Below are 18,196 nucleotides of genomic sequence, written 5' to 3'. Positions count from 1 at the left end.
CGTGCGCGGCCGTCATTTCTGCTCCTCGCGTGCGCGGCACCGGGCGAGCCTAGTGGTCGAGGCGGCGGTCGCGACGAACCGGGCGATCGCCTCGGGATGTGCAGCGGCATGGGTGTGCAGGTAGCCGGCGTGCACGCCGGCGCGCACCGCGCCGTCCTGGACGATCTCCCCCGCCCGGCCCGAATAGCGCCACGCGGGCTGCCGGCCGGAGCCGAATCGCACGGTGGTGCGGTGGAACTCGTGGCCGACCACACGCTCACCGATGGCGTGCAGCGGGGAGTCGGTGACCGCGACGGCATCCCGGTAGCCCAGCGTCAGCGTGTCGGTGAACGTGGCGGACCCGCTCAGCACCCCGCACATCGGATGACCGTCGAGATCGTCGACCAGATAGGTCAGCCCCGCACACTCGGCGTGCACCGGCGCTCCGCGCTCGGCCAGCGCCCTGATCTGCCCGCGCACGCCGTCGTTGGCCGACAGTTCGGGACCGTACTGCTCGGGGAATCCGCCTGGCAGCACCAGGGCGGCCGCGTCGGCGGGCAGCGGATCGGCCAGCGGATCGAACTCCGCGACCGTGGCCCCCGCTCCGCGCAACAGCTCGGCGTGCTCCGGGTAGCCGAAGCTGAACGCCTTGCCCGCGGCCAGCGCGACGGTGACCGGGCCGCTGATCGGGTCGGCCGAGGCCGGGCTCCACGCGCCGTCGCCGACCCGCGCCGCGGCCGCCCGCTGGACCGCGGCCAGGTCGACATGGCGGGCGACCAGCGAGGTCATCGCGTCGACGGCCGCGCCGGCCAGCCGCCCGTGCTCGACGGCGGTCACCAGACCCAGATGTCGCGATGGGACGCTCAGTTCGTCGGCGCGCGGAATCGATCCCAGCACCGGCACCCCGGCCTGCTCGCAGGCCTGGCGCAGCACGTCGTCGTGGCGGGCCGACCCGACCCGGTTGAGGATCACCCCGGCGATGCGGACGCTGTGGTCGAAGGTGGCGAAACCGTGCAGCAGCGCCGCCACACTGTGGCTCTGCCCGCGCGCGTCGACCACGAGGACGACGGGTGCACCCAGCAGCGCGGCGACGTGCGCGGTGGAGCCTCGGGCGGTGCCGGTGGCGGCGGCGCCGATGCGGCCGTCGAACAACCCCATCACACCCTCGACGACGACGATGTCGGCGTCGTCGCTGCCATGCCGGTACAGCGGGCCGATCAGCGCGTCGCCGACCAGCACCGGGTCCAGGTTGCGGCCCGGCCGGCCCGCGGCCAGCGCGTGGTAGCCGGGGTCGATGAAGTCGGGACCGACCTTGAACGGCGCCACCCGGCTGCCCGACCGGCGCAGCGCGCCGATCAGGCCGGTGGCCACGGTGGTCTTGCCGCTGCCGGACGCCGGCGCGGCGATCACCACCGCCGGCGTGCTCACCCTCGTTCCCGCGAGCGCGCGGGTCTGTACAGCGACACGCCGCGCCGGTCGTCATTTCGCGCGCGCTCGCACCGGTCGACAGCGTCCCCGCTCACCACTCGATGCCTTTCTGGCCCTTGCGGCCGGCGTCCATCGGGTGCTTCACCTTCGTCATCTCGGTAACCAGGTCCGCGGCGTCGATCAGGGCCGGCGGCGCATCGCGGCCGGTGATCACCACATGCTGGGTGCCCGGACGCGCCGCCAACGTGGCGATCACCTCGTCGGTGTCCACCCAGCCCCACTTCAGCGGGTAGGTGAACTCGTCGAGCACGTAGAAGTCATGCCGCTCCCCGGCCAGCCGGCGCGCGATCTCGGCCCAGCCCTCGGCCGCCGCGGCCGCGTGATCCTCCTCGGTGCCGTCCTTGCGCGACCACGACCAGCCCGAGCCCATCTTGTGCCACTCGACGGGGCCCCCGATGCCCCGCTCGTCGTGCACCCGGCCCAGCTCGCACAGCGCGGTCTCCTCGCCGACCTTCCACTTGGCGCTCTTGACGAACTGGAACACCGCGATGTCGAAGCCCTGGTTCCAGGCGCGCAGGGCCATCCCGAACGCCGCGGTCGACTTGCCCTTACCCGCCCCGGTGTGCACCGCGAGCAACGGGGCGTTGCGTCGCTGGCGAGTGGTCAGCCCGTCGCGGGGAACCGTCAGCGGTCGGCCTTGCGGCATGTCATCCCTCCTACGCCGCGCCCCGGTCGGACTGTCCCTTGACCAGCTCGGTCAGGGTGTCGGCGCGTAGCTGATCCAGCCGCACCACCGGCGCGTCCAGGTGCCCGGCCAGATCCGCGGCCAGTCCGAGCCGGATATAGGACGTCTCGCAGTCCACGACGACCGCCGCGGCCCCCTCGGACACCAGCCGGGCCGCGGCCGCGCGGGCGCGGTCGACCGGGTCGGGACCGCCGGTGGCACGACCGTCGGTGAGCACCACCACCAGGCTGCGGCGGGCCCGGTCGCGGGCCCGTTCGCGGACCACCATGTCGCGGGCCGCCAGCAGGCCGTGCGCCAGCGGGGTCTTGCCACCGGTGTCGAACCGGGCCAGCCTGCGGCTGGCGATGTAGACCGACGACGTTGGCGGCAGCAGCACCCTGGCATCCTGCCCGCGGAACGTGATCACCGCGACCTTGTCCCGGCGTTGATAGGCGTCGCGCAGCAGCGAGAGCGTGGCCCCGCCGACCGCCGACATCCGGTCCCGCGCCGCCATCGAGCCCGAGGCGTCCACGACGAAGATCACCAGGTTGCCCTCGCGGCCTTCGCGGACCGCTCGGCGTACGTCATCGGGAGTTGGGCGCAGCCGGCCGGGTCCGTCCTGCCGGCCCGCGGCGGCGGCCACGGTGGCGAAGACGTGCACGCCGTGCCCGGCGCCGGGTTCGGTGGTCGACGACACCACGGTGCCGGTGCGGTTGCGGGCGCGCGAACGGCGCCCCGGGGCACCCTCACCGACCCCTGGAACCACCAGAGCCTTGGTACGGAACACGGGCGACGGCGGCGCACTCGGCCGGGTCCCAGGAGCCTGGCCCTGCCGGGGAGGTCCCCCGTCGGCCGCACCGTCGGGCTGCGATCCGCCACCGGGCGGGTCGGGCTCGGTGTCGGGCGGCCCGTCGGTGGATTCCGCGGCCTGCTGCATCGCGTCGTCGAGACGCTCGGGGTCCAGACCGGGGTCGTCGAACGGATCCCGGCGGCGACGGTGTGGCAGCGCCAGCTCGGCGGCCACCCGGATGTCCTGTTCGTCCACGGTGCCCGCACCCCGCCACGCGGCGTGCGCCACCGCGGTGCGGGCCACCACCAGGTCGGCGCGCATCCCGTCGACGTCGAACGCCGCACACAGCGCGGCGATGCGCCGCAACTCGGTGTCGGGCAGCACCACACCGGGCAGGCTCGCCCGCGCGTCGGCGATGCGTCCGGCCAGCTCGGCGTCGGCGCCGGCGAACCGGGCGGCGAACCCGGCGGGGTCGGCTTCGTAGGCCAGCCGCGCCCGAATCACCTCGGCGCGCACGTCGACGTCGCGGGAGGCCTGCACGTCGACGGTGAGGCCGAACCGGTCCAGCAGCTGTGGGCGCAGCTCGCCCTCTTCGGGGTTCATCGTGCCGATCAGCACGAACCGCGCCTCATGGCTGTGCGACACACCGTCGCGTTCGATGTGCACCCGGCCCATCGCCGCCGCGTCGAGCAGCACGTCGACGAGGTGGTCGTGCAGCAGGTTGACCTCGTCGACGTAGAGCACCCCGCGGTGCGCCCGTGCCAGCAACCCCGGCGAGAACGCGTGCTCGCCGTCGCGCAGTACCTTCTGCAGGTCCAGCGATCCGACCACCCGGTCTTCGGTGGCGCCGATCGGCAACTCCACCAATTGCCCACCGTGATCACCGGACGCCTCGAACGCCACGGTCAGCACCTTCGCCAGCCCCCGCACGGCGGTGGATTTCGCGGTGCCCTTCTCGCCGCGGATCAGCACCCCGCCGATGTCGGGCCGCACGGCGCACAGCATCAGCGCCAGCCGCAGCCGGTCGTGACCGACCAGCGCGCTGAACGGGTAGATCGGGTCGGCGGCGGCGTTCACGGCTTCACCATCGGCACGTGCGGGATGCCGTCGTCGAGGAACTCGTCACCGTCGCGGACGAACCCGTGCCCGCCGTACATATCCGCGAGGTAGGTCTGTGCGTTGATGTGGCACGGATAGTCGCCCACCTCGGCCAGCGCCGCCTGCAGCAGCCGCGCGGCGTGCCCCTGCCCTCGGTCGCCGCGCTTGGTGCACACCCGGCCGATCCGGAACGCCTTCTGGCCCGCGGGATACTCCTCCATCAGGCGCAGCGTCGAGATGACCTCTCCCTCGTCGTTCTCCAGCCAGAAATGCCGGGTCTCCCTGAGCAGGTCGCGGCCGTCGAGCTCCGGGTAGGGCGTCGCCTGTTCGACCACGAACACCTCCACGCGCAGCTTGAGCAGCTCGTAGAGCGTGGCGGCGTCGAGGTCCTTGGCCCAGCTGCGGCGTAGCGCGACCGTCATCCGTCAAACGGTCGCAGCGGTGGCAGGGTCGGCGGAAGCGGACGGGTCCAGCGCTGCGACGTCGGGAACTCCACTGGCGGGCTGGTCCAGCTTGAGCACCTTGGTGCCCCAGGCCCACACCTCGTCGAACAGCCCGGGCTCTCCGGACAGCTTGGTACCCAGCGACGGCACCATCTCCTTGAGCTTGGGGGCCCAGCCCTCGTAGCGATCGGGGAAGCAGCGCTCCATGACGTCGAACATCGCCGGCACCGCGGTGGACGCGCCGGGTGAGGCGCCGAGCAGCCCGGCGATGCTGCCGTCGCTCGCCGACAGCACGGTGGTGCCGAACTCGAGCACTCCGCCCTTGCCCCCGGCTCGGCGGATGACCTGCACACGCTGTCCGGCGATGTCCATCTCCCAGTCGGAATCCTTTGCACTGGGAGCGAATTCACGCAGGTTCTCGACCCGCGCCGGCTCGCTGAGCAGCAGCTGACCGATCAGGTATTTCAGCAGGCCCATCTCGGTGAGACCGACGCCCAGCATCGACATCAGGTTGTCGGGTTTGACCGAGAACGGCAGGTCGGTGAGCTTGCCCTGCTTGAGGAACTTCGGCGACCAGCCGGCGAACGGCCCGAACAGCAGCCAAGACTTCTCGTTGATCACCCGGGTGTCCAGGTGCGGCACCGACATCGGCGGGGCTCCCAGCGGCGGCAGCCCGTACACCTTGGCCTGATGGCCCACGGTCAGTTCGGGGCGGTCGGTGCGCAGGAACTGGCCACCCACCGGGAACCCGCCGAAGCCCTTGGCCTCCTTGATGCCCGCCTTCTGCAGCAGCGGCAGCGCGCCACCGCCGGCGCCGACGAAGACGAACTTGGCGTTGAAGGTGCGCTTGAGCCCGGTGCGGCGGTTGACGACCTTCACCGTCCAGCTGCCGTCGGAGCCCTGGTCGAGGTCGATGACCTCGTGGCCGAACAGCGTGTCCATCCCGTGCTGGGCGCCGTACCCGATCAGCTGTCGTGACAGCGAACCGAAGTCGACGTCGGTGCCGTCCTGGGTCCAGTTCAGGCCGACCGGATCGGAGAAGTCGCGCTTGGCGGCCATCAGCGGTAGCCGGCGGGCGAACTCGTCGCGGTCGTCGATGAACTCCATCGAGGCGAACAGCGGGTTGGCGGCCAGCGTCTCGCGCCTGCGCTTGAGGTAGTCGACGTTGTCGGCACCGGTCACGAAGCTGACGTGCGGAATCGGGTTGAGGAAGCTGCGCGCGTCGGGCAGCACCCCGTTCTCCACGACATAGGCCCAGAACTGCCGGGACACCTGGAACTGTTCGTTGACGTTGACCGCCTTGCTGATGTCGATCGAGCCGTCCGCACGCGCCGGGGTGTAATTCAACTCACACAGCGCGGAGTGGCCGGTTCCCGCGTTGTTCCACGGATCACTGCTCTCGGCGGCCGCACCGTCGAGGCGCTCGACCAACGTCATCGACCAGTCCGGCTCCACCAGGCGCAGCAGCACGCTGAGCGTGGCGCTCATGATGCCCGCCCCTACCAGCAGGACGTCGGTCTTCTCGGGTTCAGACACGGTGTCGTCGATCCTTCGTGGTCGTATCCCGTTGATCACGGCTTGCCGGTGTTCAGGTTATCCCGCCACACCACGAGGCAGCGTGCCGACCACTGCCCACCGGATCCGCGGCACCGGGATTAGGGTGGCTGTCGTGTCTGGATGGGAGCCCGACGTGCTGCCCGGATACCAGCGATTCACGTTCGACCTCGGCCCCGACCCGCACGGCGAGGGTGACCTGGTGGCCACCCTGGTCCGCCGCGGCGAGGCCGACCCGTCGGCCCGCCACGCGGTGCTGGTGGTGCACGGGTTCACCGACTACTTCTTCAACAACGAGTTCGCCGATCACATGGCCCGGCGCGGTTTCGCGTTCTACGCTCTCGACCTGCACAAATGCGGACGATCGCATCGGGCGGGCCAGACCCCGCACTTCACCACCGACCTGTCGGTATACGACGCGGAACTCGAGCGTGCGCTGGCCGTGATCGCCGCGGTGGGGCCGGCTCGGGTCCTGGTCTACGGCCATTCGGCCGGCGGGCTGGTGGTGTCGCTGTGGCTGGACCGGTTGCGCCGCCGGGCCGCCACCGGGCGGGTCGAAACCAACGTGGCGGGGCTGATCCTCAACAGCCCCTGGCTGGACCTGCAGGGCCCGGCGATCCTGCGCACCCCGCCGACGTCGGCGGCGATCAGGGCGATGCGGCGCCTGCGCAAGCTCATGGTAGTGCGCCACCCGACCGGTGGCGGCTACGGAACCACCCTGCACCGCGACTACGCCGGCGAATTCGAATACAACCTGGACTGGAAGCCGCTGGGCGGCTTCCCGGTCACCTTCGGCTGGATCCACGCCATCCGGCGGGGGCAGGCCCGGTTGCACCGCGGGCTCGACGTCGGTGTGCCCAACCTGATCCTGCGCTCGGACCGCAGCGTCCGCGAGGTGGACGACCCCGACTCGATCCAGCGCGGCGACGCGGTGCTCGACGTCGCCCAGATCGCGCGCTGGGCGGGCTGCATCGGCAACCGGTCGACGGTGGTGCCGATCGTCGACGCCAAACACGATGTGTTCCTGTCGGTGTCCGAACCTCGGCGCGTCGCCTACGCCGAACTGGACCGCTGGCTGGACTGGTACCTGACCGATGCCGGGGACTCTCCGGCGCCACCACCCGACGGGAGCCCGAGCCGTGACTGACTTCGACATCGCGATCATCGGAACCGGTTCGGGCAACTCGATCCTCGACGAACGGTATGCCGGCAAGCGGGTGGCCATCTGCGAGCAGGGCGTGTTCGGCGGCACCTGCCTCAATGTCGGGTGCATCCCGACCAAGATGTTCGTCTATGCCGCCGGGGTGGCCCAGCAGATCCGCGAGTCCGGCCCGTTCGGCGTCGACGCCCACGTCGACGGGGTGCGCTGGGCCGACATCGTCTCCCGGGTGTTCGGCCGCATCGATCCGATCGCCAACGGCGGTGAACAGTACCGGCGCTCGTCTCCCGGTGTCGAGGTGTTCGCCAGCCACGCCCGGTTCGTCCCGTCCGGCGCGGACAGGGCGTACCGGCTGCGGACCGACGACGGCGACGAGTTCACCGCCGAGCAGGTGGTGATCGCCGCCGGTGCCCGCGCGACCATCCCGCCGGCCATCGCCGAATCCGGTGTGGCCTACCACACCAGCGACACCATCATGCGTATCCCCGAGTTGCCCGGGCACATCGTCATCGTCGGGGGCGGGTTCGTCGCCGCCGAGTTCGCACACGTCTTCTCGTCGCTGGGCTCGCGGGTGTCGATCGTGCTGCGCGGCAGCACGATGCTGAGCCATTGCGACGACACGATCTGTGAGCGTTTCACCGACATCGCCAGCCGCAAGTGGGAGATCCACAGCCGCCGCAACATCGTCGGCGGATCCGGTGACGGACCGGACGGTTCCGGCGGGCTGGCGCTGCATCTCGACGACGGTTCGACGCTGCACGCCGACACGCTGCTGGTGGCCACCGGCCGGATCCCCAACGGCGATCTGCTCGACGCCCACCACGCCGGTGTCCGGGTCGATGACGGGTTGGTGGTCGTCGACCAGTACCAACGCACCACGGCCCGTAACGTTTTCGCGCTCGGCGACGTCAGCTCGCCCTATCAGCTCAAGCACGTCGCCAACCACGAGGCACGGGTCGTCAAACACAACCTGTTGCAGGACTGGGACGACACCGTCAACCTGATGCCCGCCAACCACCTCAATGTGCCTTCGGCGGTGTTCACCGATCCGCAGATCGCCTGTGTCGGACTGACCGAGAACGAGGCCCGTGCCGCGGGCTACCGGATCCGTTCCAAGGTGCAGGACTACCGTGATGTCGCCTACGGCTGGGCGATGGAGGACTCCAACGGCTTCGCCAAGCTGATCATCGACGACGACACCGGGTTGCTGCTCGGCGCGCACATCATGGGCCACCAGGCGTCCTCGATCATCCAGCCGATCATCCAGGCGATGGCGTTCGACCTGCCGGCCCAGGACATGGCGCGCGGTCAGTACTGGATCCACCCGGCGCTGCCCGAGGTCATCGAGAACGCGCTGCTGGCGCTGTGCGGCGAGCCGCCGTGGCCGCCGCCCCGACGGCACTGACGCCCCCGTCTCCCGCCGAAATCGCCGCGCCCCAGCGCCGAAATGGCATTCCGGCAGGGGAATTTCGGGTGCAGGCCTGCCGGAATGCCAGTTCGGCAGAGAGTGGGGTGGCCGGTCAGCGCGACCCGACCACAAAGCCCCAGGGCAGCTCGAGCCGATGCGTGGCAAGCATTTCCACGTCGGACAGCACCTCGTCGATCGCGCCGTCGGCGACGATGACGCCGCCGTCCATGACGATGGCCCGGTCGCACAGCTGTGCGGCATAGGGCAGATCGTGGGTGACGATCAGCATCGTCGCGTCCAGCCCCGTCAACGTCTCGGCGAGCTCGCGGCGAGCGACCGGATCGAGATTGGCCGACGGCTCGTCGAGCACCAGAACCTCGGGCTCACAGGCCAATACGGTGGCAAGCGCGGCACGCCGCCGCTGGCCGCCGGACATGTGGGCCGGACTGCGGTCGGCGAGCTCGGTCATCGACACGGCCGCCAGCGCATTCGCCACCCGGGCCTGTAGTTCGTCGCCGCGCAGCCCGAAATTGGCCGGGCCGAAGGCCACATCCTGCGCCAGCGTCGGCATGAAGAGTTGGTCGTCGGGATCCTGGAACACCAAGCCGACCCTGCGCCGGATGTCGCGAAGCGTCGTGCGCGACAACGCCGTCCCACCGATCTCGACGGTGCCCGCCGCCGCGCCGAGCACCCCGTTGAGATGCAGCATGAGCGTCGTCTTGCCCGCACCGTTGGGCCCGAGCAACGCCACCCGCTCCCCCGGCACGACATCGAGGTCGATGCCGCCGAGCGCGACGTGGCCGTCGGGATAGGCGTAGCGCAGCCCGCGCACCCGCACCGCCGGGCTGCTCATCGGGTCCCACTGCTCTTCGCGCAGGCGCTCATCGGGTCCCTCTGCTCTTCGCGCAGGCGCTCATCGCACCACCCAGGCGCTCATCGCGACCAACACCGCGGCCGAGGCCGGCAACAGCGCGACGACCCATTGGCGCGACGACGCGGCCGCGGCACAGCCCGCGCCGACCGCCATCGGCGGGACGTGGCCGTCGAAGCCCCGCGACAGCATCGCCAGGTACACCCGCTCGCCCCGCTCATAGGAGCGCAGGAACAGCGAGCCCACCCCTTTCGCGGTGGCCCCGATCTGGTGCAGCATCCGCGGCGAGTCGCCCCGCGAAACCCTCGCCATCCGCATCCTGCGAGCCTCGGCGGCGAGCACGTCGATGTAGCGGATCATCAACGTCAGCATCGACACGATCACGCCCGGCACCCGTAGCCGGCTCAGCGCGACGGGCAGCTCCCGCGCGGTCGTCGTGGACGCGACGGTCAGCGAGGCGGCCACCCCCAATGTGCCCTTGACCACGATGCCCCACGCCGCGTAGAGGCCGGCGACCGACAGCTCGAATCCTGCCACGGTCACCCGCTCGCCCCCCTCGGCGAACGGCAGCAACAGCGCCAGCACGACGAACGGCACCTCGATCAGCATGCGCGGCAGGATCCAGCGCAGCGGGATCTGCGCCACCCGCCAGATCGCCAGGATGATCAGCGCGTAGATTCCGAACGGCCAGAACAGTTCCCGCGGCGTGGCGACCACCGCCAGCACGAACACCACCAGGCAGACCACCTTGACCTCCGCGGGCAGCCGGTGCACCGGGGAGTCACCGTCGCGATAGAGCGGATGCGCGTGGCCTGCCCCCACGTTACTGCCCGACCGTGGTCTTGGGTTTCGTCCTGGTGCGCGCGATCAGCCAGAAGATTCCCCCGGCAATCATGACGGTGACCGCGACACCCACGACCCCGGCCAGCCCGCCGGTGCCATCCTGACCGCCCACCGCGTAGTCGGCCAGCGGGGACCCGGCCATCGCGTGCTCCTGGGCATGCTGGGCGATGCAGTCGCCCTGCAGCGCCTCCCCCTCAGGGGTCTCGATGACCTGGCAACCCTTCAGGGTCGCCGAGTCCAGGCCGTCCGGGCTGGAACTGGCGAGGTAGGACACCCCGCCGGCCACGAGCAGTGTGACGATGACGAATCCGAGCCAGAATGCCCATCGGCGTTGCTTGGGCTCGGTCATGCCGCCACCCCCGCTTCGACTCGGTTGGTGCGCAACAGATAGACCAGATCCGGCCGGGCCCGGACCACCGCCATCACCGTCAGAGCGGTGATGATCCCCTCGCCGATGCCGATCAGAACGTGGGTGCCGGACATGTAGGCGGCCACGGTGGGCAGTGACGCCGAGGCCGCGCCGCCGAGCGCATACTCCAGCACGAAGCCCATTGCGGCGCAAACCGTTCCGATGACCGCCGAGACGAACGCAATCCCACCGACCAGCGGCACCGCGACCTCGCCGCGCCTGCGGGCGAGCCGGTACAGCACCACCGCGGTGGTGTACCCGGCGGCGACGCCGATGATCGCCATGTTCGTGATGTTGGTACCCAGCGCCGTCACCCCGCCGTCGGCGAACAGCAGCGCCTGCACGATCAGCACGACGGACACGCACAGCGCGCCGGTGTACGGGCCGACCAGGATGGCGGCGAGCGCGCCACCCAGCAGGTGCCCGCTCACGCCCGGCAGGATCGGGAAGTTCACCATCTGGACGGCGAAGATGAAGGCGGCGACCAGGCCGGCCAGCGGCACGGTCCGTTCGTCGAGTTCGGTACGGGCCCGGTAGGCGCAGACCCCGAGCGCTACCACGGCGATGACGGCGAACAGCACCGAAATCGGGGCGTTGACGATGCCGTCGCTCATGTGCATCGCGACATAGGTGGCGTTCACACGGCGAGCCTATTCCGCCATCTGAACATCTGTCTAGCTGATCAGATGAACAGTGTGGTCCTGCCCGATCGGAGAGGACCGCTGCCCGCACGACGGCGCTCATGACGGCACTCACCGTTCATCGGGATCGCCCAGGTCGGCGCAACGCGATGCCGCGCGGCCGGCGGTCCGGTACCACCGTGCCACCGCGGCGGCCGCCAGCACTGCCAAGGCGGCGAGCAACGGCCACACCCCGAGCGCGTACACACCGTCGGCCAGCCAGCCCTGCAGCACGCCTGCCGCCTCGATGACCGGGTCGGCGGCGTCCCCACCGGCAAAGAATAGCCGAATCTCGTAAACGCCGTAGTAGGTCACGCACAGCCCGATGAGCAGTACTATCACGCCGACGATCCGATTGATGCGCGGCAGCAGCCGGCGCATCGCGCCGCCGGGGCCCGGCCGACGAGCGCCACCGCGAGGGCCGCGACACCGACGGTGATCGTCATTCCGGCCGCATAGGCCAGGAAGGCCGCCGCCCCGGCCAGCACATCGCCCTGCCGGAAGGTCGTGCCCATCACCGCCAGAAACGGTGCGATCGTGCACGACAACGACGCCACCGCATAACCCACCCCGTACCCGTACATCGACCGGAGCCGGGCCGTGGGGGCTCCGCCGGAGGTCCTGGGCAGCATGACCGTGACGTCCCGGCCCGCCAGCAGCCACAAACCCATGCCGACGAGCAGCACGCCGACGGCGACGGTGGCGAACGGCAAATAGCGTGTCACCGACGCGATCAGCGGAGAGATCACCAGCCCGAACAGGCCGAACACGCCGACAAAGCCGGCAGCCATCACCAGGGTCGCCCCGCCCGCACGCGCCAGCGCCGCCGAGCGTGACCGGGCGTCGACCCCGCCGGCGATGACCAGGCCCAGGTAGCCGGGCAAGAACGCGAAACCGCACGGGGTCAGCGCAGCGAGCAGCCCCGCACCGAGGCCGAACCCCACCGTGGTGGCGTCGATCATGCCCCGGTCAGCGCGGAGATCCGCCGGTCGAGCTCCGTTTCGGTCAGCGTGCCGCGAACCACCAGCACCGCTCCATCGGCATCGACGAACGCATAGGCAGGTTGGGCGGTGACGCCGAACCGCGTCCACACCGAGCCGTCGACATCGGCCAGGTGCACGAAACCCCCGACCGGGTAGCGGTCGACGAACTCCTGCATCGCCGGGTGTTCGTCCAGCGAGGCGACTCCGACGAAGCGCACGTCGGGGTTGTCCGCGGCGGCCTGCCCGATGATCGGCGCCTCGCGCTGACAGGTCGGGCACCACGGTGCCCAGAACCACAACACCGCGGGCCGGCCGGCCAGGCTCGCGCCCTCGAACCGGGTGCCGTCGAGCGTCGTCGCCGAGAACTGCAGCTGCTCGGGAACCGGGGAGCCCGAGGACGAGTCGTCTTGCACAGCGGCCGGCGAGGACGACGCCACCGACGGCGGGGACTGTTCCCCGGCTCCGCACGCCGTCACCAGTCCCGCCGTCGCCGCCAAAGCCGGGAAAGCGCGCCACATCAAGGCACGTCTCCTTACTGTCGATTCCACAGTTCCAGCGTGCCGGGCGACTATCCGGCCATCTCGGTCAACCGCGCCACGTCCACGATCTCGATGCCGCCGTACCGGATGGCGATCGATCCGTTGCGCTCGAATTCCTTGAGCACCTTGTTCAGCGAGGGACGCTGCACCCCGAGCATCGCGGCCAGTGTGCGCTGGGCCAGAGGCACGGAACCGTCTACCGCCTCGTCGATCAGCAACTGCGCCACTTGACCGGACAATGGTCGGCCGAGCATCGCGACCAGCCGGCTCTGCCCCGCCGAAACCCGCTGGGCCACCGAGGACAGCCACCGCCGGGCGATGTTGGGCCGAGTGGCCAGCAGCTCCTCGAACGCCGGCCGGTCGAGATACAGACATGTGCAGTCGACGAGGGCGCGCGCGGTGTAGGGCGTCGGCATGGCGAGCAGCAGCGCGATATCCCCGTCGACGTCGCCAGTTCGCAGCACGTCGACGACCACCCGACGCCGTCCCGACCCGACCGTGAGCTCAATGTGACCCTGCCGCACGATCCACACCCCTGTCGACGGCTGGTTGGCCGCGAACAACACCTCGCCGGTTTCGAAGGTCATCGTCTCGAGCGTGCCCGCCAGTGCCGCGACATCCGCCCGCAGCAGCGGAGCAGCCGCACCGCGGCCGACACAGCGCGCCACCCACGCCGCATGCCGGATCTGGTCGTCAGCCGGACTCTCACCACCTGTGAGGGTTCGCAGTGCCTGCCGCAACGGGCCGGGCCGCTCGGGCATCATCACTCCTTCGCTCATCGCCATGGTGTCAGCAAAGTGACAGTCGATGCGCCCGTACTGTCATCACGCTGACACTCCTCGCCCACCACCGTGGGGTCGGTCCTCTACTGGTTCGGTAGAACGATTTCTTCGGGAGGTTGAGGACCCATGGCCACATCGCCGTCATCACCGTCTGGCACCCAAACGACAATTCCGCACCGCCGTGGCACCTTCGGCAAGTCGATCGCCTGGGGCGCGGTCGCCGGCATGGTGGCGGCACTGACGATGGCGATGTTCGCCATGATCGCCGCGCTGACCTACCAGGGCACCGGGTTTTTCACACCGCTCTACCACATCGCGTCGGCGATCGCGCCCGGCTCGGCAATGATGCAATCGATGGAGGGCGCCATGGCCGGCGACTCCGTCATATTCGTCGCCGGTCCCGCACTGCTGGGCCTTCTCATTCACCTGGCAGTCGGGGCCGGCTACGGCGCGGTCTTTGGGGCCATCGCCCACCGCGCGCGCCTCCACGGGGGCGCCGTGGTGGCTGCGGCGCTGGTCTGGGGCCTGGTGGTGTTCGGTGCCAGCACGTGGATCGGGCTTCCGCTGGCGGCGTGGGCGTTCGGTGGCGGAGCGCCGATCGCCGACATGGCCGCGATGGTGGGGTATCCGACGTTCATCGTCGAACACGTTCTCTACGGCGGGGTGCTCGGCGGCGTGCTCGCAGCGGCGCCGCGCACACGCCGGTAGTCGGGCGTACCGGAAGTCAGCAGACCAGCGCCGTTGGCGCACCGTGGGGCGTGAAGATTGGGCGGTGGTCACTTGTTGTGCTCACCTCAGGGGCGGCGGGATCATTATCGCTGTTCGTCGTGGTTGTCCCCGGTAGCACCTTGGTGCCTGTGAGCCTGTAAGTCAGCATGGTGGCGGAGGGCTTCCACGGGAACCGTGGATTGGTGCCTTGAGCCCGCGCGTCAGACTTCCGACTCTCCCTGCCCTCCCCACGACGGACACCTTCGACAGTGGGCTACCAGAGAAGGGAGAATCGCCGTGGACGTCATTCATCCGCGCTGCGCGGGCCTGGACATTTCCACGAAGGACGCCAAGGTGTGTGTCCGCATCAACGGCGCCGGCCGCCGAAAAACCACCGAAACGGTCACCACGTTTGGGTCGACCACCCGCCAGATCATGGCGTTGCGTGATCATCTCGCCGCGCAGCAGGTGACCTGCGTGGTCATGGAAGCTACCGGCGACTACTGGAAGCCGTTCTACTACCTGCTGGAGGACCTGGCCGGCGTCGACGTCATGCTGGTCAACGCCTGCCACGTCAAGAACCTGCCAGGGCGCAAGACCGAGACCGATCCGGCGGCCATGGCTGATCTGGCCAAGAAACAACTGCGGGCCAAATCCCGCAGCTGACCGAAGCGCTCTACGGTCGGTTCACCTCTCATCATGCGTTCCTGACCCGTATGCACCTGGATCTCATCGACCAGCTCACCGCGGCCATCGAGCAGCTCACCGAGCGGATCAAGGTGGTGATGGAACCCTTTCGTGGCTTCCGGGACCTGGTCTGCACCATCCCCGGCATCGGCGGGTTCACCGCCGACGTCGTGGTCGCCGAAACCGGCGCGGACATGACCAGATTCCCCACCGCCCAGCACCTCGCGTCGTGGGCGGGCACCACCCCGGGCAACAACGAATCGGCCGGCAAGGTCAAATCGCGACGCACCCGGCCCGGCAACCCCTACCTACAAGGTGCCCTCGGTACCGCAGCGATGTCGATCTCACGCACCCGCGACACCTACCTGGCCGCCAAGTACCGATGGATCGCCGCTCGCCGCGGCCCCCTGCGCGCCAACGTCGCCGTGCAACGCGCACTGCTGGTCGCGATCTGGAATATCGCCACCATCAACACCGTCTACCACGACCCCGGCGGTGACTACTTCACCCGCCTCAACCCGCAGAAAGCGCGCAGCAACGCTGTTCACCAACTCGAAGCCATGGGCTACCACGTCACCCTCGAGCAGGCGTCCTGACCGAACCACTCACAACGCCAACCCACCTGAATCTTCTCGTCAGGCGCGAACGCGTTCACCGGCCGGGTCGTAGGGCGCGCGCAGCGACACCGTGATCGGGTACCAGTCCCCACCGACGTTGATCCGGTAGTCACCCGCGCTCACCCAGTCCGCGTCGGTCACCGCGCCCCCGGAGTCGCGCACATAGCCCAGCCCGACGCAGCATCCCACCGTGTGTCCCCAGGCCGCCGACGTGGCCTGGCCGGCAACCTGGCCGTCGCGCAGGATCAGCTCACCACCCCACAGCATCGGTTCGGGCGACTCGACCCGGAAGCTCACCAGCCGCCGTCGCGGGCCGTCGCCACGGGCACGTTCCACCGCGTCGCGGCCGAGGAACGGAATGTCGGTGTCGAGCTTGCACGCGAACAGCAGCCCCGCCTCGACCGGGTTCTCGCTGGGCGAGAGCTCCCGCCCGAACGCCCGGTAGCCCTTCTCCAGCCGCAGCGACTCGATCGCGTAGTAGCCGCCGCGGCGAACGCCGAAGGCCTCTCCCGCGGCCATCAGGTCCTCGTACACCCCGACCGCGAACTCGCTGGGCACGTAGAGTTCCCAGCCCAGTTCGCCGACGTAGGTGATGCGGGTGGCGCGCACGGTGGCGTAGCCGAGGGACAGCATCCGGCTGGCGCCGAAACCGAACGCGTCATCCGACAGCGCCGCCGGGTCCCCTCCGGTCAGCGTCGACAACAGCGCACGCGAGCGCGGGCCCATCACGCCGAACACCGCGTAGGCCGACGTGACGTCGACCAGGCTGGCGTCGGCTCCGTCCGGGACGTGCCGTCTGATGTGGTCCTTGTCGCGCTCGGTGCTCGCGGCTCCGCTGACGATCAGGTACTCCTCGGCGCCGGTCCTGGTGACGGTGACGTCGGCCTCGTAGGTGCCGCGCGCGTTGAGCATGCCGGTGTAGACCGAGCGGCCCACCTCGACTCCGACGTCGGCGGTGCACAGCCACTGCAGCGCGGCCTCGGCGTCCCGGCCGACCATCAGGTACTTCGAGAACGAGGTCTGGTCGAACACCGTGACCCCGCACCGGGTGCTGTGCTGTTCGGCGGCCGACCACGACAGCCAGTTCGGCTTGCCCCAGGTGTAGTCGATGACCGGCTCGCAGCCCGGCGGGGCGAAGAAGTTGGCGCGCTCCCAACCCATCTTGCTGCCGAAGTTGGCGCCGGCGGCGTCGAGCAGATGATGCACCGGGGAGCGCCGGAACGGCCTGGCGGTGGTCATCTCGCGGTTCGGCCACGGGATCTCGTAGTGGATGCCGAGCACTTCGGCGACCCGGTCGTGCAGCCACCGGTTGTTGCCGTTGAACGGGGCGAACCGGCGGATGTCCACCCCGGTCAGGTCGGTGGTCGGCGCACCGTTGACGATCCACTCGGCCAATGCCCGACCGGCACCGCCCGCCGTGGCGATACCGACCGAGTTGAATCCGGCGCCGACGAAGAAGTTCCGGCATTCCGGCGCCTCGCCGAGGACGAACTGGTTGTCGGGGGTGAAGCTCTCCGGGCCGTTGTAGAACTTCTTGATACCCGTCACCTCGAGCGCCGGGATGCGCAGCAGCGCGCTGTTCATCAGCACCTCGAAGTGCTCCCAATCCTCCTCCAGCAGCTGGAATTCGAACGGGTACGGGATCTGGTCGGGTGCCACCCACGGCTTGGCCTCGGGTTCGAAGCCGCCGATGACCAGGCCACCGACCTCCTCCTTGAAGTAGGTGTAGCCGTCGGGGTCACGCAGGATCGGCAGATCGGGGTGCACGCCGTCGATACCCTCTGTCACCACGTAGAAGTGCTCCGCCGAGTGCAGCGGCACGTTGGTGCCCACCATCGCGGCGACCTGTTTGGCCCACTGCCCGGCGCAGTTGACGACGATCTCGGCCTCGACGTCGCCGGCGTCGGTGCGTACCCCGCGCACCTCGCCGCCGGCGGTGAGCACGTCGAGCACGCGTACCCGCTCGTGGATAGAGCATCCGCGGGCCCTGGCCCCCTTGGCGAGCGCGAAGGTCAGATCGGTCGGGTTGGCCTTGCCGTCGGCGGGCAGCCAGATCGCACCGACGAGGTCGTCGACCCGCATCACCGGGTAGTGCTCGAGCGCCTGCTCCGGGGTCAGCAGTGCGCAGTCCAGGTCGAATGCGGCGGCGTTGGCCGCGGTGCGGCGCAGCTGCACCATCCGGTCCTCGGTGCGGGCGACGGTGACACCGCCGCACTGTTTGTATCCCGCCGACAGCCCGGTCTCGGCCTCCAGCTCGGCGTACAACCGGGTCGAATACTGGACCAACCGGGTCATCCCCTCCGATGCCCGCAGCTGACCGACGAGACCCGCTGCGTGCCAGGTGGTTCCGCTGGACAACTGCCCCTGTTCGAGCAGCACGACGTCGGTGACGCCGAGCTTGGTGAGGTGATGGGCGACGCTGGTGCCGATCACCCCGCCACCGACGATGACCACGCGGGCGCGCTCGGGCAACGGTTTTGCCGATGTCATGCGA

The 18,196-nt window shown here is 69.8% G+C and carries 15 protein-coding genes and 2 pseudogenes; 4 read left to right on the top strand and 13 right to left on the bottom strand.

All coding sequences use genetic code 11. The features are described 5' to 3' along the window. Positions 1-12: 12 nt before the first annotated feature. From JDV09_RS01950 to mqo, 5 genes are all read right to left on the bottom strand, one after another. The gene (locus JDV09_RS01950; protein WP_221367395.1) at positions 13-1,407 is read right to left on the bottom strand and encodes a cobyrinic acid a,c-diamide synthase CobB; all 1,395 of its coding nucleotides are present in this window, start codon (positions 1,405-1,407) and stop codon (positions 13-15) included. 91 nt (positions 1,408-1,498) lie between these two features. Then, entirely contained in the window at positions 1,499-2,113 is a 615-nt protein-coding gene (gene cobO, locus JDV09_RS01945; protein ID WP_221367394.1) for a cob(I)yrinic acid a,c-diamide adenosyltransferase, read from the bottom strand. A 10-nt stretch (positions 2,114-2,123) separates the two neighbouring features. Continuing rightward, positions 2,124-3,926 (bottom strand): magnesium chelatase subunit D family protein, encoded by a 1,803-nt coding sequence (locus JDV09_RS01940; RefSeq protein WP_221367488.1) that lies wholly within the window; start codon positions 3,924-3,926, stop codon positions 2,124-2,126. A gap of 68 nt (positions 3,927-3,994) precedes the next feature. After that, positions 3,995-4,441, bottom strand: a complete 447-nt coding sequence (locus JDV09_RS01935) for a GNAT family N-acetyltransferase (RefSeq protein WP_221367393.1) — start codon at positions 4,439-4,441, stop codon at positions 3,995-3,997. A 3-nt stretch (positions 4,442-4,444) separates the two neighbouring features. Further along, positions 4,445-5,998 carry a malate dehydrogenase (quinone) gene (gene mqo, locus JDV09_RS01930; protein WP_221367392.1) on the bottom strand — a complete coding sequence of 518 codons (1,554 nt, stop codon included), beginning with the start codon at positions 5,996-5,998 and terminating at the stop codon, positions 4,445-4,447. Positions 5,999-6,131: 133 nt separating this feature from the next. Here mqo and JDV09_RS01925 point away from each other — a divergent pair, with 133 nt between their 5' ends. Further along, positions 6,132-7,163: an alpha/beta hydrolase gene (locus JDV09_RS01925; RefSeq protein ID WP_221367391.1), complete on the top strand. Its 1,032-nt coding sequence runs from the start codon at positions 6,132-6,134 to the stop codon at positions 7,161-7,163. Continuing rightward, a complete protein-coding gene (gene mtr / locus JDV09_RS01920) occupies positions 7,156-8,580 on the top strand; it encodes a mycothione reductase (protein WP_221367390.1) in 1,425 nt (474 codons plus the stop codon). The genes JDV09_RS01925 and mtr overlap by 8 nt, the downstream gene beginning before the upstream one ends. A 115-nt stretch (positions 8,581-8,695) precedes the next feature. On the opposite strand, the gene JDV09_RS01915 is transcribed toward mtr, so the two are convergent. The 7 genes and pseudogenes from JDV09_RS01915 to JDV09_RS01885 all read right to left on the bottom strand — a co-directional run bounded on the left by JDV09_RS01915 (position 8,696) and on the right by JDV09_RS01885 (position 13,669). Then, a complete protein-coding gene (locus JDV09_RS01915) occupies positions 8,696-9,436 on the bottom strand; it encodes an energy-coupling factor ABC transporter ATP-binding protein (protein ID WP_221367389.1) in 741 nt (246 codons plus the stop codon). 60 nt (positions 9,437-9,496) lie between these two features. Beyond that, positions 9,497-10,276 carry a cobalt ECF transporter T component CbiQ gene (gene cbiQ, locus JDV09_RS01910; RefSeq protein ID WP_221367388.1) on the bottom strand — a complete coding sequence of 260 codons (780 nt, stop codon included), beginning with the start codon at positions 10,274-10,276 and terminating at the stop codon, positions 9,497-9,499. A 1-nt stretch (position 10,277) separates the two neighbouring features. Next, positions 10,278-10,646 (bottom strand): PDGLE domain-containing protein, encoded by a 369-nt coding sequence (locus tag JDV09_RS01905; RefSeq protein WP_221367387.1) that lies wholly within the window; start codon positions 10,644-10,646, stop codon positions 10,278-10,280. Beyond that, positions 10,643-11,347 (bottom strand): energy-coupling factor ABC transporter permease, encoded by a 705-nt coding sequence (locus tag JDV09_RS01900; RefSeq protein WP_221367386.1) that lies wholly within the window; start codon positions 11,345-11,347, stop codon positions 10,643-10,645. The genes JDV09_RS01905 and JDV09_RS01900 overlap by 4 nt, the downstream gene beginning before the upstream one ends. Positions 11,348-11,458: 111 nt before the next feature. Continuing rightward, positions 11,459-12,348, bottom strand: a pseudogene (locus JDV09_RS01895) (cytochrome c biogenesis CcdA family protein). Further along, positions 12,345-12,887 carry a protein disulfide oxidoreductase gene (locus JDV09_RS01890; RefSeq protein WP_221367385.1) on the bottom strand — a complete coding sequence of 181 codons (543 nt, stop codon included), beginning with the start codon at positions 12,885-12,887 and terminating at the stop codon, positions 12,345-12,347. Before JDV09_RS01890 ends, JDV09_RS01895 begins: the two are co-directional and overlap by 4 nt. Positions 12,888-12,937: 50 nt before the next feature. Next, positions 12,938-13,669 carry a Crp/Fnr family transcriptional regulator gene (locus tag JDV09_RS01885; RefSeq protein ID WP_221367487.1) on the bottom strand — a complete coding sequence of 244 codons (732 nt, stop codon included), beginning with the start codon at positions 13,667-13,669 and terminating at the stop codon, positions 12,938-12,940. Between the two features lie 147 nt (positions 13,670-13,816). Between JDV09_RS01885 and JDV09_RS01880 the strand changes: the two genes are divergently transcribed. Then, positions 13,817-14,398, top strand: coding sequence for a hypothetical protein (locus JDV09_RS01880; RefSeq protein WP_255604632.1), 582 nt, complete (start codon positions 13,817-13,819; stop codon positions 14,396-14,398). Between the two features lie 297 nt (positions 14,399-14,695). Beyond that, a pseudogene (locus tag JDV09_RS01875) lies at positions 14,696-15,681 on the top strand (IS110 family transposase). 39 nt (positions 15,682-15,720) lie between these two features. Here JDV09_RS01875 and JDV09_RS01870 read toward each other — a convergent pair. Then, complete coding sequence (locus JDV09_RS01870; protein ID WP_221367384.1) at positions 15,721-18,192, bottom strand: GcvT family protein; 2,472 nt, start codon at positions 18,190-18,192, stop codon at positions 15,721-15,723. Between the last annotated feature and the right edge of the window lie 4 nt (positions 18,193-18,196).

It is taken from the genome of Mycolicibacterium xanthum (genome assembly GCF_019710635.1).
In the GTDB taxonomy this organism is placed as follows: Bacteria; Actinomycetota; Actinomycetes; order Mycobacteriales; family Mycobacteriaceae; genus Mycobacterium; species Mycobacterium xanthum.
This window is presented reverse-complemented; position numbering and strand designations above follow the sequence as displayed.

Excerpts from the sequence above, each read along its gene's own strand:
- cobO (WP_221367394.1), bottom strand. The coding sequence starts at position 2,113 with ATGCCGCAAGGCCGACCGCTGACGGTTCCCCGCGACGGGCTGACCACT.
- JDV09_RS01940 (WP_221367488.1), bottom strand. The coding sequence starts at position 3,926 with ATGCTGTGCGCCGTGCGGCCCGACATCGGCGGGGTGCTGATCCGCGGC.
- JDV09_RS01935 (WP_221367393.1), bottom strand. The coding sequence starts at position 4,441 with ATGACGGTCGCGCTACGCCGCAGCTGGGCCAAGGACCTCGACGCCGCC.
- JDV09_RS01915 (WP_221367389.1), bottom strand. The coding sequence starts at position 9,436 with ATGAGCAGCCCGGCGGTGCGGGTGCGCGGGCTGCGCTACGCCTATCCC.
- JDV09_RS01905 (WP_221367387.1), bottom strand. The coding sequence starts at position 10,646 with ATGACCGAGCCCAAGCAACGCCGATGGGCATTCTGGCTCGGATTCGTC.
- JDV09_RS01890 (WP_221367385.1), bottom strand. The coding sequence starts at position 12,887 with ATGTGGCGCGCTTTCCCGGCTTTGGCGGCGACGGCGGGACTGGTGACG.
- JDV09_RS01885 (WP_221367487.1), bottom strand. The coding sequence starts at position 13,669 with ATGCCCGAGCGGCCCGGCCCGTTGCGGCAGGCACTGCGAACCCTCACA.
- JDV09_RS01880 (WP_255604632.1), top strand. The coding sequence starts at position 13,817 with ATGGCCACATCGCCGTCATCACCGTCTGGCACCCAAACGACAATTCCG.
- JDV09_RS01870 (WP_221367384.1), bottom strand. The coding sequence starts at position 18,192 with ATGACATCGGCAAAACCGTTGCCCGAGCGCGCCCGCGTGGTCATCGTC.